General features: G+C 46.2%; 14 protein-coding genes. 4 read left to right on the forward strand and 10 right to left on the reverse strand.

What is annotated here, in order from left to right; genetic code table 11:
* Positions 1 to 22: 22 nt before the first annotated feature.
* Both P403_RS0102715 and P403_RS0102720 read right to left on the reverse strand, forming a co-directional pair.
* On the reverse strand, positions 23 to 1,339 hold the full coding sequence (locus tag P403_RS0102715) for a PhoH family protein (RefSeq protein ID WP_029330944.1): 1,317 nt from the start codon (positions 1,337 to 1,339) through the stop codon (positions 23 to 25).
* A gap of 39 nt (positions 1,340 to 1,378) precedes the next feature.
* Positions 1,379 to 1,831, reverse strand: coding sequence for a PNPOx family protein (locus P403_RS0102720; RefSeq protein ID WP_029330945.1), 453 nt, complete (start codon positions 1,829 to 1,831; stop codon positions 1,379 to 1,381).
* A 120-nt stretch (positions 1,832 to 1,951) separates the two neighbouring features.
* On the opposite strand from P403_RS0102720, the gene P403_RS0102725 reads away from it, so the two are divergent.
* Positions 1,952 to 2,155, forward strand: a complete 204-nt coding sequence (locus P403_RS0102725) for a YlaI family protein (protein WP_029330946.1) — start codon at positions 1,952 to 1,954, stop codon at positions 2,153 to 2,155.
* Positions 2,156 to 2,231: 76 nt separating this feature from the next.
* Here P403_RS0102725 and P403_RS0102730 read toward each other — a convergent pair whose 3' ends face one another.
* The 3 genes from P403_RS0102730 to typA all read right to left on the reverse strand — a co-directional run bounded on the left by P403_RS0102730 (position 2,232) and on the right by typA (position 6,063).
* A complete protein-coding gene (locus P403_RS0102730; protein ID WP_029330947.1) occupies positions 2,232 to 3,284 on the reverse strand; it encodes a PQQ-dependent sugar dehydrogenase in 1,053 nt (350 codons plus the stop codon).
* 549 nt (positions 3,285 to 3,833) lie between these two features.
* Complete coding sequence (locus P403_RS0102735) at positions 3,834 to 4,187, reverse strand: YlaH-like family protein (RefSeq protein WP_029330948.1); 354 nt, start codon at positions 4,185 to 4,187, stop codon at positions 3,834 to 3,836.
* Positions 4,188 to 4,215: 28 nt separating this feature from the next.
* Positions 4,216 to 6,063 carry a translational GTPase TypA gene (typA, locus tag P403_RS0102740; RefSeq protein WP_029330949.1) on the reverse strand — a complete coding sequence of 616 codons (1,848 nt, stop codon included), beginning with the start codon at positions 6,061 to 6,063 and terminating at the stop codon, positions 4,216 to 4,218.
* A gap of 185 nt (positions 6,064 to 6,248) precedes the next feature.
* Between typA and P403_RS16565 the strand changes: the two genes are divergently transcribed.
* Complete coding sequence (locus tag P403_RS16565; RefSeq protein WP_157898488.1) at positions 6,249 to 6,419, forward strand: DUF5325 family protein; 171 nt, start codon at positions 6,249 to 6,251, stop codon at positions 6,417 to 6,419.
* 544 nt (positions 6,420 to 6,963) lie between these two features.
* Positions 6,964 to 8,136, forward strand: coding sequence for an IS200/IS605 family element RNA-guided endonuclease TnpB (gene tnpB, locus P403_RS0102750; protein WP_029330950.1), 1,173 nt, complete (start codon positions 6,964 to 6,966; stop codon positions 8,134 to 8,136).
* 82 nt (positions 8,137 to 8,218) lie between these two features.
* Here tnpB and P403_RS0102755 read toward each other — a convergent pair whose 3' ends face one another.
* The 3 genes from P403_RS0102755 to P403_RS0102765 all read right to left on the reverse strand — a co-directional run bounded on the left by P403_RS0102755 (position 8,219) and on the right by P403_RS0102765 (position 9,862).
* On the reverse strand, positions 8,219 to 8,998 hold the full coding sequence (locus P403_RS0102755; RefSeq protein WP_029330951.1) for an inositol monophosphatase family protein: 780 nt from the start codon (positions 8,996 to 8,998) through the stop codon (positions 8,219 to 8,221).
* 121 nt (positions 8,999 to 9,119) lie between these two features.
* Positions 9,120 to 9,308 (reverse strand): hypothetical protein, encoded by a 189-nt coding sequence (locus P403_RS0102760; protein WP_029330952.1) that lies wholly within the window; start codon positions 9,306 to 9,308, stop codon positions 9,120 to 9,122.
* A gap of 281 nt (positions 9,309 to 9,589) precedes the next feature.
* Complete coding sequence (locus P403_RS0102765; RefSeq protein WP_029330953.1) at positions 9,590 to 9,862, reverse strand: UPF0223 family protein; 273 nt, start codon at positions 9,860 to 9,862, stop codon at positions 9,590 to 9,592.
* A gap of 131 nt (positions 9,863 to 9,993) precedes the next feature.
* Between P403_RS0102765 and P403_RS0102770 the strand changes: the two genes are divergently transcribed.
* Positions 9,994 to 11,481 carry an aminotransferase class I/II-fold pyridoxal phosphate-dependent enzyme gene (locus P403_RS0102770; RefSeq protein WP_029330954.1) on the forward strand — a complete coding sequence of 496 codons (1,488 nt, stop codon included), beginning with the start codon at positions 9,994 to 9,996 and terminating at the stop codon, positions 11,479 to 11,481.
* A 162-nt stretch (positions 11,482 to 11,643) separates the two neighbouring features.
* Here the strand turns inward: P403_RS0102770 and lpdA are convergent, their stop codons facing one another.
* Complete coding sequence (gene lpdA, locus P403_RS0102775; protein WP_029330955.1) at positions 11,644 to 13,056, reverse strand: dihydrolipoyl dehydrogenase; 1,413 nt, start codon at positions 13,054 to 13,056, stop codon at positions 11,644 to 11,646.
* A 3-nt stretch (positions 13,057 to 13,059) separates the two neighbouring features.
* Positions 13,060 to 14,355, reverse strand: coding sequence for a dihydrolipoamide acetyltransferase family protein (locus P403_RS0102780; RefSeq protein WP_029330956.1), 1,296 nt, complete (start codon positions 14,353 to 14,355; stop codon positions 13,060 to 13,062).
* Positions 14,356 to 14,416 lie beyond the last annotated feature (61 nt).

A 14,416-nucleotide genomic window follows, 5' to 3' on the forward strand; every position in this document is an offset into this window, starting at 1 on the left:
AAAAGAGAGCATTTTTTATTTTTTAAAGCAAGTCGGCCGCAAGACGCGCGAGGTTCGACCGTTCTCCTTTGACGAGTTTGACGTGCCCTGTCATTTTTTCACCTTTTAACCGTTCAACTGCATAGGATAGACCATTTGAATATTCATCGAGATACGGATGGTCAATTTGTTGTGGATCCCCGACGAGAACAATTTTCGAGTTTTCCCCAACACGAGTCAAAATCGTTTTCACTTCATGTTTCGTTAAGTTTTGTGCTTCATCGATGATGATGAACTGTCCCGGCATACTCCGCCCGCGGATATAAGTTAATGCCTCAAGCTGAATCGATTTCATGCCCGCTAGGATATTTCCAAGTTCATCACCCGAACCTGTATTGAACAAGTGCTCCAAATTATCATAAATCGGTTGCATCCATGGTCGAAGCTTCTCTTCCATCTCACCCGGTAAATAGCCGATGTCATTTCCCATCGGAACGACAGGACGAGCGACGACTAGTTTTTTATAACGATGTTCATCTTCGACTTGCAATAACCCGGCCGCAAGTGCGAGCAATGTTTTCCCCGTTCCTGCCTTGCCGACGAGTGTAACGAGCGGAACATCATCCCGAAGTAACAATTCAAACGCCATGCGCTGTTGAACGTTACGGGGGACGACACCCCATACTTGATCGATATCAAGCGAAAGTGCCCGGATGATAGGCAATTCCTGATCGACGACAGCGAAAGCTGACGCTTTCGATACATTGCTTTTTAAAATGACGAATTGATTCGGATAAACTTTTTCATTCAAGATATCCACTGAGAGTCGTTTGTCTTCGTAAAAGGCATCGATGTATTCCTGGTCGACGACTGCTTCAATGAAACCCGTATATAACCCTGTCAAATCCGCAATATGATCCGTCAAGTAATCTTCTGCGACAAGTCCGTACGCATCTGCCTTAACACGAACGAGAATATCTTTTGAGACGAGAATGACGTCACGTCCACTCTGTAGTTCCTGCTGTTCCCGATGAATCGACCACGCCAACTCGAGAATCTTATTGTCATTCGATTCATGTGTGAACGGTGAGACGTCACTGATCGTGTCACCGATGTCGACGCGAAGGATGCCGCCATTTCCGAGCGGCACTCCTGCATGAAGATGCCCCGCTTCCCTTAATTGGTCCAAAATCCGCGCGGTCTCTCGAGCATTTCGCCCGACTTCATCCATGTTTCGTTTTTTCCCGTCCAGCTCTTCTAAGACGATTGCCGGTATGACGACATCATGTTCTTGGAATTGAAATAAAGATAATGGATCGTGGAGCATGACATTAGTATCGAGCACGTATATTTTTTTCATTCCATCGTTCGCCCCTTTAGAGTCGAGTTTTGATGAATGTTACGCTTTTAGAATCGCATGCATTTGTTGATCTAGACGTAACGCTGCCGTTTCGTCATACGTTTTTTCGATACGCGGACGATTGGATACAGCGGCTCCGTAAAATAAAATATCGCGTACTTCTTCTACCTTTCCTTCGTAGAACGCAAGCTTTAATGGCACTTCGGCTGTTGGATCCCAGCGCTTCACCTCCGTACACGTCAAGCTATAGGCGGATTGATCGGCAAAGAAAATTAATGTGAAAACAGGATGCTCTGCCAACGTCTTAACGATATGCGAATCGGCTTCAATCGCAAATCGGACCGTTTGTTCATCTTTTGCATACACCCAACTAATTGCATGGGTGATGGGCCAACTTTTTGATTGATCGTGCGTGATTAAAAAGACGAGCGGTAAATCAGATAACGCTTCGAGTTGCTTTAGGTTCAGACGATGTTCCATTTTATTTGCCATGGTGTCACCCCCCTATTTATCTTACTGACTTAGTTTCGAGTCATGTCATTCAATTCCCTTTTTTACATCTGAATAATCTTTTAATATGGTATACTAGTAAAAAAAGAGGAGGACCTCGAAATGCGTGTAAAATGTACTATCTGCGATAAACGCGAAACGATCGACGACTGGTCCTTCGCAGCAAAACGCTTACGTAACAAACCGGTTCGCGTCTATTTGTGCGATGAATGCAATGAGCGTATCGAGCAACGAACGATCGCGCGCGAAGCAACCGGGAACTTTAACTTATATCCGACGTGGGCGTCTACTAAAAAAAGATGGTGACAGCTTACTTTCTATGCTGAAGTAACTTTAAGCTCCTCTGACATCCGGACGATGTCGAAGGAGCTTTTTCATACGTTTACGGGTCGAACCGGACAAAAACATCATCATCCTTCTCAGGATTTCCACGGCCATCCGTATTGTTCGTGAGGAAATATAGTGAAGTTCCATCTGTCATGACGTCACGAATGCGTCCACGATCCGTTACGACTTGTTCGACTTGCTTCGTGCCCTCTTCAATCGAGCGAAGGCTCTGCCCGACCAACGTACCGAAATACAATTTCCCATCGAGTTCCGTCACCCCGCTTGGTGCAACGGAACGATTTCCCACTTCATACCACGGTGTGACTAATCCTTGTTGCTTTTCGGTCCCCTCAATCAACGGCCACCCATAATTTTTCTGCTCAATCTTATTGATTTCATCATGTCCGCTTTGACCATGTTCGGTCGCAAAAAGCTGATTTCCGACAAAAACAAGACCTTGCGGATTACGATGACCATAACTATAGACGTATCCCTCTAGATTCCCTTCAACCGGCTCTCCCGTTAAGTCCATCCGTAAAATTTTCCCGGCCAAGGAGGACAGCTTCTGCGCGTTCTCGGGAACTGCAGCATCTCCTGCCGTGACGTACAGGTAACCATCCGGCCCAATCTCGATTCGACCGCCATTATGAATCGAGGACCCTGGAATGCCATCCAGTAAAATGCTTTTCTCCGTCCAGTCCCCATCCTTCCGTTCGATTGAAATGACACGATTCCGTAGCTCACCTGCTTGTTCATACGTATGGTATACATAAGCGAGCTGATTCTCTTCAAAGTCGGGATCAAGCGCCATTCCAAGTAGTCCACCTTCCCCCTCCGCCACGACTTCTTCCGTCAGACGTGGGACTGTTCGCGAATAATCCCCTTGTGTTCCTTCGACGATCTTTCCATCTCGTTCTGTAATATAAAATGTATCCCCTGACATCTCGACATTCCAAGGTGCCTGCAGGGACTCGAAAATGATGTCGGCTCCCTCTTCAGTCTCTTGTTTAGCATCTGTTTGACTCGACTCCTCCGTCTTTGAATCAGTCGCACAGCCGACTAATAACATCGTAAGACTCAGCGGGGCGAGCCAGCTCCATTTATTCATTTCCATCACTCCTTAAAGGTTTTTCCCCTGACTTTCTCGTTTCTATTCCTTTATTTACCGATTGAACGTAAAAAAGTCCGTCTTCACAAGGAAGACGGACTTTCAGCGTATTGACAAACTATTAAAAAGCGTAAACATATGGTATCGAGATGCAATCCGTTCGCGCTTCCCTGTCTCGCCTCGTCTTCAAAGCGGCAATCTTCCGCGCCACTACAGCAAAGCTGCAGGGTCGCGACCGATTGCTTTTCGCTTTAAAAGCGATTCGAAACGGATTGCGCTCTAAAACGTCTCCATGCCCGGCTTTCCGTCAAGATTTTACCTAAAAAGCGTCATGTTTCGTTGACTCCTACGGGAAAAAGTGCGTTTTTAACGCACTTGCAGAGGCAGGCAAGACCCTGCTCATTGTCCGATAGGACCAAGGAGCAACGGCTTGCGCCTCGCCCGAGGAAAGCAACGAATAAAGACACTTTTTCTCCTGATAGCACTTTGTCTACAGTCTAAAAGTCCGCCTTCGCAAGGAAGACGGACTTTTAGACGAATCAAATGAATTTAAGATGCAGTCTGTTCTCGATCGCGTTTGACACGCCACATCCGGAAACGATAAATCCCGAGGATGGCGACCATCGCAAGCAATACTTCAGGAATCGGCCACGTCCAAAAGACGAGTGTTAAAGCCGCTGAAAAGACAGCTAATAAAAGATAGACGATCAGCGATTTCCACCACGCTAATTCCTTTGCAAAACCTAGCTTAAACACGACGAGCGTCAAAATGACGACCGTAATCATCAATGCATTGAAACCCGCACTTAAGTTATTCGGATCACTCCCGACGCCAAGAAACTTGGCGACAGCAGGAATATCGAATTTCGAGAAATCAGAAGCAACGGCAGGTTGTGCAGACATTGCCAGTCCCCCTTACATTGTTAAGAACTCAGTCTTTTCCAAGACGACGACGTTTGTCTTGTTTTTCACGTTCGTTCTTGTTCAACACTTGTTTACGAAGACGAACTGATTCCGGTGTAATTTCACAATACTCATCTTCATTCAAGAATGTTAATGATTCTTCAAGTGAGAAGACACGTGGACGTTTAAGAACGTTTGTCGTATCTTTCGCAGATGCACGCATGTTCGTCAATTGTTTCGCTTTAACAACGTTAACAGCGAGATCGACGTCACGGTTACATTCCCCGATAATCATTCCTTCATATACTTCAAGGCCTGGCTCGATGAAGATCGTTCCACGGTCTTCAAGAGCAGAGATTGCGTAAGCAGTCGCTTTTCCTGTTTCAATCGAAACCATAACACCACTACGACGACCACCGATGTCTGCGTTGATGAACGGACGGTACTCTTCGAATGTGTGGTTCATGATGCCGTATCCGCGTGTTGCAGATAAGAATTCGTTACGGTAACCAATCAAACCGCGTGAAGGAACGATGAATTCCATTTTCGTTTGACCGTTATCCATTGTTTGCATGTTCGTCAATTCACCTTTACGGAGACCGATCGATTCCATAACTCCACCAGTATACTCTTCAGGAGTATCGATGACGACGCGCTCAAACGGCTCGACTTTAACGCCATCTTCAACTTTGATGATTACCTGTGGTTTCGAAACTTGAATTTCGTACCCTTCACGACGCATGTTTTCGATCAAGATACCAAGGTGAAGCTCACCACGACCTGAAACGATCCAGCGGTCAGGAGAATCTGTGTTTTCGATACGAAGCGAAACATCTGTTTCAAGTTCTTTTTCAAGACGCTCTTCGATTTTACGTGAAGTAACGAGATCCCCTTCACGACCAGCGAATGGCGAGTTGTTGACGATGAACGTCATTTGAAGTGTTGGCTCATCAATCCGAAGCAATGGAAGTGGATCGACGTGTGACGTTGGACACACTGTTTCACCGACGTTGATATCTTCCATACCGGCGATTGCGATCAAGTCTCCAGCTTTCGCCGCTTCGATCTCAACGCGTTTAAGGCCGAAGTATCCGAATAATTTCGTTACACGGAAGTTTTTGATTGATCCATCAAGTTTAGAAAGCGAAACGCTATCGCCGACTTTGATTTCTCCACGGAAGACACGACCAACTCCGATACGACCAAGGTAGTTGTCATAATCAAGCATCGTAACTTGGAACTGAAGTGGATCCATGCTGTTATCGACAGGTGCTGGTGTGTGCTCAAGAATCAAATCAAGAACGTTCGTAATTGTATCTTCTTGTTTATCAAGTTCAGGTTCAAATGAACTTGAGCCGTTGACTGCCGATGCATAAACGACTGGGAATTCGAGTTGATCTTCGTCTGCGCCAAGATCGATTAAAAGATCGACGACTTCATCGACGACTTCGAGTGGACGAACCATCGGCTTGTCGATTTTGTTGACGACGACGATTGGTTGTAATCCTTGCTCGAGTGCTTTTTTCAATACGAAACGTGTTTGTGGCATACAGCCTTCACGTGCATCGACGACAAGGATAACGCCATCTACCATACGCATGATACGTTCAACTTCTCCACCGAAATCGGCGTGACCTGGTGTATCAACGATGTTGATACGGGTATTTTTATAATCGATTGCTGTGTTTTTCGCGAGGATTGTGATTCCGCGTTCACGCTCGATATCATTTGAGTCCATTGCGCGTTCTTCAACTAGTTCATTCGCACGGAATGTCCCAGATTGTTTTAAAAGCTCATCGACGAGTGTCGTTTTACCATGGTCAACGTGGGCGATGATCGCGACGTTGCGTAAATCAGTTCTTACTAAAGTTGTCATAAGTGTGTACCTCTTTCTATTCATTTAAATAATCCAACATTACTTTCGGTCAACTTTAAGAGTATAGCACAGGTTGAGTGGCAGTTGGCAATGACTATGATTCAAGCTTATAGCGAAAGCCTTTTCATTGACCCCGTTTCACGCTAAACTAAATACGTACTCACGTAAAACGAGGGGGAAATGATATGCGGTTCGTCTTTTTATTGTTGGCAGTATTAGCAGTTGGTTCGATGGCAGCGATCGGGATTTTCATCGCTGAACAAAACATGCTGATGGTCTTCATCTCGCTACTTCTAGTATTTGTTTCGATGGGCGTCGGTTTTGTTTTGAAAGCCCGCCTTCGGAGACAGTCTTAAACGTCCTTTATGGGCGTTTCAGCGTGTAGACAAACTTATGAAGCATGAGAGCATGCGATATCGAGAAGCAATCCGTTCGCGCTTCCCTGTCTCGTCTCGTCTTCAAAGCGGCAATCTTCCGCGCCGCTACAGCAAAGCTGCAGGGTCACGACCGATTGCTTTTCGCTTTAAAAGCGATTCAAGACGGATTGCGCTCTATACCGTCTGCAGGTCTGGATTTCCCTCACGGCATTACCTAAAAAAGCGTCGCGGTTGGTGACTCCTACGGGAAAAAGTTCGTGTTTAACGCACTTCAGAGGCAGGCAAGACCCTGTTCGTTGTCCGTGAAGATCAAGGAGTAACGGTTTGCGCCTCGCCCGAGGAAAGCAACGAAAAAAGACGCTGTATCTCCCGATAGCACTTTGTCTACAGTCTAAAACGTCCTTTATCAAAATCAGGCGAGAATACGCCTACTTCTAAACGATCAGGGTGAAGCCCTAGTGAAAGTGGGAGATGAATCGCCACCCTCTCTTTCAGGTATATCCATTGTAAGGAGGTGAACATCATGTTGACTCACAAGGCCTACAAATTCAGAATCTATCCGACAAAAGAGCAGGAAATCCTGATCGCGAAGACGATCGGTTGTTCGCGCTTCGTCTTCAACCACTTCTTGGCGAAGTGGGATGAGACGTATAAAGCGACAGGTAAAGGACTGTCCTTCGGTTCTTGTTCGAAAGAACTCCCGTCGTTGAAGCAGGCGTTCGACTGGCTGAAGGAAGTCGATAGCATGTCTGTTCAAACGAGCGTCAAACATCTTGCTGATGCCTTTGACCGCTTCTTTAAGAAGCAGAACGAACGCCCCCGCTTCAAGTCGAAGAGCAATCCCGTTCAATCGTATAAGACGAACATTCAGGGCAAGTCTCAACTTCCTGAAGTCTCGATCGTCGGCGCCAAAATCAAAATTCCAAAGCTGAAGTGGGTCCGTTTCGCCAACTCGAGGCAGGTCGTCGGACGCATCTTGAACGCGACCATCCGGCGTAACGCTTCAGGAAAATACTTCGTCTCCCTGCTCGTCGAGCAGGAGAGCAACGAACTGCCGAAGACGGGCTCATCCGTCGGCGTCGATGTCGGATTGAAGCACTTCGCCGTCCTGTCGGACGGCACGGTATACAAGAACGACCGTTACTTCCGTTCGCTTGAGAAAAAGCTGGCGCGCGAGCAACGCAAGCTTTCTCGTCGTCAACGGTTGGCCTTGGACAAGAAAGTAACACTTTCCGAGGCGAAGAACTACCAGAAGCAGAAGCGAAAGGTCGCCCGCATCCACGAGAAGATCGCGAACAAGCGAACCGATTTCCTGCACAAGGTGTCGACCGAGATCGTCAAAAACCACGACGTCATCGGCATCGAGACCTTGCAGGTGAAGAACATGCAGAAGAATCGCAAGTTGAGCAAGTCCATCTCGGAGGTCAGTTGGTCGGAGTTCTTCCGCATGCTCGGATACAAGGCGGCATGGTACGGAAAGACCGTCGTGAAAGTCGGCAAGACCTTCGCCTCTAGTCAACTTTGTTCCAGTTGCGGACATCAACACAAAGACGTGAAACATCTTGGCTTGCGTGAATGGACATGCCCGAGTTGCGGCATCCACCACGACCGTGATGTGAACGCAGGACTGAACCTCAAACAAGAAGCTGAACGCCTCTTAGCTTCTTCAACCGTCGGGACGACGGGGTTAGCCTGATCAGGTTTCGACCGTCAGGTCGGATCACTCAGGAATCCTCCACCTCTAAGCGAAGCGTAGGTGGAGGTAGTTCAAGGGCGTTTTATTTGTTTACATACGTCAATACGTCTGCGATGAACGTTCGACTACCTGCAAGGACACTCGTTTGTTCTTGGAAGGTCATCGCATCGCCTTCAATCGTTCCGACACGTCCGCCAAGCTCCTCAATCAACATCTGCCCTGCAGCGTAGTCCCACGGCATGTTTCGCATCGTGATATAACCGTCAACGCGCCCCGCGGCGACCCAAGCGAGTTCAAGCGAGGCTGCACCGATTGCGCGAACCCCGACTGCATCCCGAACGAGTGGCGCGAGAAGTGCTGCGTCAATTCGACGGTTAGCCGTCACCCATGTTGCATTCATACAGATGATGGCTTCTCGAACTGGCTTCTCTTCGATTGGCGCAAGACGAATCCCGTTTTCATACGCTCCTAGCCCTTTAATACTGTGGAACATCTCGTCAGCCATCACATCGTAAACAAATCCATACTTCAGTTCACCCTCAACCATGATGGCAATCGAAATGGCAAAATGACGTTTTTGGCGGATAAAATTCATCGTGCCATCAATTGGATCGACAAACCAAATCGTGCCACCCAATGTTTCAGGTCGCGCCGCACGCCCTTCTTCTCCATATATATGATGATCTGGATACTGATTCAGGATACCTTCAATTAATAAATCTTCGACATTTTTGTCAATCTCCGTCACTAAGTCACTTTTATTCGTTTTTTCTTCGATATGATACGCATGGTCTATCATCTGACGGATGTATTTACCCGCTCGTTTCATTAAATCGATAGCATGTAACTCTATGCCTTGCATGCGCCTCACTCCTTTTATATGATTCCTGTCTTTTCCATAGTAACAAAAAAAGAAAACCAGCGAAAATTTTCGCTGGTTGATTGATTTAATTTATTTGATTTTTAGTTTATCATTTACTGAATCATGCCTCTAATAACACCATTTCTTGGCGGTATTTTTCGAGACGCTCTTTACTGGCACCAACCGCTTCTGCATCACTTTCTACGATTGCATCGTGCAATGTTGCGAGCTCATAATCAATTTCGAGACGCAAAACCGGAATGCGTTTTTCTGCATCTTTTCTCTTGTATGCTTCTATTACTTGTTTCACAGTAACCACACTCCTTCGCGAGATAAATGAACATTTTAATTATCAGACAATTGCGACTAATTAGTGGATTGAATCTATAATAGTACGATTCAACTTAGATGTAAAGCATCTATTTTTAAAAATTACAGTTTAACGATATCGTCTTGTATGTAATATATAACCCATTTTTCTTTATTCTAAACAACTAATCGATTTCCCTTTCAGGTTATATGTAGGATGCACACTAAAAAAAAGACAAGGAATTCCGAATGGAATCCTCGCCTTTCTCTCTTAATCATTCTTCATTTTTTCATTCGTAAAATCGGTTCGTCTTGTTTGATTGCTTGTTGGACCGCGCGGTAACTGGAGCAACCTGTTTCTTCGAAATAGAATTGATCGAGTTGTTTTTCTTCCGACTTCGCATTCACGATTTTCTTAAAGGCTTTATATGTCCGCATAAATTCTTCACGCGACACACCTTTTTCGTAAGCTTCTTCGACGATGTTAAAAAAATCAATGACGGTGACGATTTCCTTCGTCGACCAGTCTGGGTTGATGGGATAATTAAGAGCCATCCTGACACATCCTTTCTTCACGATTCTTATTTTACAATGAAATCGAAGATAAAACAGTTGCAACGTTATGAAAACTTGTTATAGTTAGCTTGTTTGATTGTTTTTTATTCGGTTTTAAGGGGGGAAATCTGGTGCAAACAAAAAGCTTAACACAGCTCGATACACCTTTATTCGATGCGCTACTCGCGCATGCGAAACGTCAACCAATTCAATTCCATATTCCTGGTCATAAAAATGGGCAAGGAATGGATCCTGCATTTCGATCGTTCATCGGTCAAAATGCACTCGATATCGATTTAATCAACATCGCTCCACTCGATGATTTACATCATCCGAAAACGATTATCAAAGATGCCCATCAATTGGCGGCACAAGCATTTCATGCAGATGAAACGTTTTTCTCTGTCCAAGGAACGTCAACGGCAATCATGGCAATGATCATGAGCGTCGTCGGTCCGGACGATAAAATCCTCGTTCCGCGAAATGTCCATAAATCGATCATGTCGGCTATCGTTCTTTCTGGAGCGCACCCGATTTTCATTCACCCTGAATTTGATGAAATGTTTGGAATTGCTCACGGTATCACACCAAGTGCCGTCGAACGTGCCCTCAGTCTTCATCCTGATACGAAGGCGATCCTCGTCATCAACCCGACGTACTTCGGTGTCGCAGGCGACCTTGAGAGCATCGTCAAGCTTGCTCATGGGAAAGGAATCCCTGTCCTCGTTGACGAAGCACACGGCGTCCATATCGGCTTCCACGATGATATGCCGCTATCAGCGATGCAAGCAGGGGCTGACTTAGCCGCTACGAGTGTGCACAAACTGGGTGGATCACTCACAGGAAGTTCTGTCTTGAACGTCCGCCGGGGTCTGGTCTCGCCCGATAAAGTCCAGACTGTCCTCTCGATGTTGACGACGACGTCAACATCGTATCTGTTACTCGCTTCACTCGATTGTGCACGGCGCCACCTCGCGATCAATGGTGAGGCAATGAACCGACGCGCACTTGAACTATCGACACGGATGCGGATGGGTCTCGCTAAGTTGCCTTACCTCGCCGTCTTCGGTGAATCGGACTTACATTCGAGTGCGACATTCGCGTTCGACCCGACGAAAGTCTTGATTTCGGTCAAAGGACTCGGTATTTCGGGTCACCTCGTCGAAGAGTTCTTACGTGAGGAGCACCGGATTGAAGTCGAACTATCAGATTTGAATAACATCCTCTTAATTATCACATCAGGTGACTCTGAGGAAACGATTGACGCCCTACTGACTGGAATGACTGAGCTCGTTGAACGGTACCGTGATACAGGTGCGAAAACAACATCACATTCTATCATGTTGCCGGACATACCTGCACTCGCATTAAGTCCACGCGATGCCTTCTACGAAGAAACGGAAACGATTCCGCTTGCAAAAGCCGTAGGACGGATTTCTGCAGAATTCATGATGGTCTATCCGCCGGGCATCCCGATCTTCATCCCAGGTGAGATGATTACGACGGATAACTTAGCATATATTAAAGAAAATATCGAAGCAGGTCTCCCCGTTCAAGGGCTTGAGGATCATTCACTCGAAACGATTAAAGTGATTCAACAATCGAATGCCATTCGATGATTCAAACGAGAGCAGACGTTATGGCAAAATAAAAAGTACGGGCGCAGGATATCAAATCCTCCGCCCGTACTTTTTATTTTGCCAAGACCATACCTTAGTCTCTTGCATATGATAATGAAAAAAGCCCTTAAGCGGTCGGCTCCCCGCTTAAGGGCTTAAAGCTTATTTAATGATGTGGATTGGGCTACCGATTGCAACTTCAGCAGTTTCCATCGCGATTTCACCAAGTGAAGGGTGTGCGTGGATTGTGAGTGCGATATCTTCAGCAGTCATTCCAGACTCGATTGCGAGTCCCATCTCTGCGATCATGTCAGATGCGCCTGTACCAGCGATTTGAGCACCAATCAAGAGACCGTCTGATTTGCGTGTAATCATTTTCAAGAAGCCGTCTGGCTCGTTGAGTGCAAGGGCACGACCGTTTGCAGCATAAGGGAATTTAGAAGCGAGGTAATCAAGACCTTCTTCTTTCGCTTGTGCTTCTGTATAACCGACTGTTGCGAGTTCTGGGTCTGTGAAAACAACCGCAGGAATTGCACTGTAGTCGAGGTATGCCGGGTGTCCAGCAGCAGCTTCAGCAGCGATTTTCGCTTCGAATGATGCTTTGTGCGCAAGTGGTGGTCCAGGAACGATGTCCCCGATTGCGTAGATGTTTTCGTTAGACGTACGGCACTGATCGTCGATTTCGACAAGTCCGCGCTCGCTAAGTTTAACTTCAGCCATCTCAAGACCGAGATCAGAAGTGTTCGGGCGACGACCGACAGTGACGAGGACGTAGTCTGCTTCAACTGTTTGTGTTTCACCTTTCACTTCGAACGTTACTTTAACGCCGTCTTCTGTCTCTTCCACACTTTGTGCAAGTGCTTCGTTGTGGATTGTGATGTTCCCTTTTTGTTTGAGCTTTTTCTTGACGACTTGTGTCATTGCCGGCTCAAAACCAGAAAGGATGTCTTTTGTTCCTTCTAAGATGACAACTTCAGTATCGAAGTTAGCATACGCTGTACCAAGCTCCATTCCGATGTATCCGCCACCGATGACGATGAGTTTTTTCGGAAGTTCAGGAAGGTTTAATGCGCCTGTAGAAGAAAGGACACGTTTAGACCATTTGAACGCTGGAAGTTCGATTGGAGTCGAACCTGTTGCAACGATACATTTTTTGAATTTGTAAGGTGTTGAAGAATCTTCGTTGATGATACGGACTGTATCTTCAGATTGGAAGTATGCTTCCCCTACGACTGTTTCGATGTTGTTACCTTTAAGAAGGCCGCCAACACCACCCGTTAATTTGTTAACGACTGATTGTTTCCAAGATTGAACTTTCGAGAAATCGACTGCAACGTTCTCAGACGTGATCCCCATCGAGTCCGAACCTTTTGCATGTTGGAAGTTGTGTCCAGCTGTAATTAACGCTTTTGACGGGATACATCCAACGTTTAAGCAAACACCACCGACGTTTTCACGTTCGACGACTGTTACTTTAAGTCCGAGTTGTGCGCCACGGATTGCAGCGACATAACCACCAGGGCCGGCCCCGATTACGAGTAAATCTGTTTCTTGTGCGAATTCACCTACTACCATTGCTTATCCCTCCATAATGAGAAGTTGTGGGTCGTTCAACAAGCGTTTAACTAGGTTAAGCGCGTTTTGTGCAGTTGCACCATCGATGAGACGGTGGTCAAAGCTGAATGAAAGTGCAAGAACTGGTGCTGCAACGATTTCACCGTTTTTAACGACTGCTTTTTCAGCAATACGGCCGATACCGAGGATTGCAACTTCCGGGTGGTTGATGACAGGTGTGAACCATTGTCCGCCAGCAGAACCGATGTTTGTGATTGTGATCGATCCGCCTTTCATCTCTTCACCAGAAAGTTTACCGTCACGTGCTTTACCAGCTAAATCATTGATATCATCAGCGAGTGAGAAGATTGATTTGCGATCTGCGTCTTTGACGACAGGTACGACAAGTCCGTTATCTGTATCCGCTGCGATACCGATGTTGAAGTAGTTTTTGTAGACGATTTCTTCGTTTGCATCATCGATTGAAGCGTTGATAGTCGGGTACTTTTTAGCAGCCGCAGTCAATGCTTTAACGACGAACGGAAGGTAAGTCAATTTCGTACCTTGTGCTGCAGCAACTTCTTTGAAGTTTTTGCGGAGTGCCACGAGGTTCGTTACATCGACTTCGTCCATAAGTGTTACGTGTGGTGCCGTATGTTTCGAGTTGACCATTGCTTTCGAAATCGCTTTACGGATACCTTTGATTTTTTCACGTGTTTCAAGCTCAGGTTGAGCAGCAACATACGGTTTCACTTCAGCTTTAGGAGCAGATGCTTGTGCAGATGCTTTTTCTTCTGAAGCTGGTGCAGTAGAAGATTGACCACCGTTTGCAAATGCATCGATGTCTTCTTTAACGACGCGACCGTTGTCTCCAGAACCTTGGACTTCACGGATGTCGACACCTTTTTCACGTGCATACTTACGAACAGAAGGCATCGCGATGACACGTTCTGATTTGTGGATTTGAACTTCAGTTGGTTTGTCTTCGACTTTTTGATCCGTGTCTTGGACATCTTTTGCGTTTTCTTCTGCTTTAGGTTGTTCAGGAGCTGCTTCTTCAGAAGGAGCTGAACCTTCACCTTCGACGTCGAATGAGATTAATACGTCACCAACAACAGCAACGACACCTTCGTCTACTTTTACTTCTTTGACAGTACCATCAACTGGTGACGGGATTTCAACGACTGCTTTATCGTTTTGAACTTCAAGAAGAACGTCGTCCTCTTTAACTGTGTCGCCCGCTTTTACGAACCACTTTACGATTTCGCCTTCGTGAATACCCTCACCGATATCCGGCAATTTGAATTCAAATAAACCCATTTGAATATGCCTCCTTTTATTTCACTCTTCTAGTCAATTGTTATCTTTAAAACGGAAGCAA

Source organism: Exiguobacterium oxidotolerans JCM 12280 (assembly GCF_000702625.1).
In the GTDB taxonomy this organism is placed as follows: Bacteria; Bacillota; Bacilli; order Exiguobacteriales; family Exiguobacteriaceae; genus Exiguobacterium_A; species Exiguobacterium_A oxidotolerans.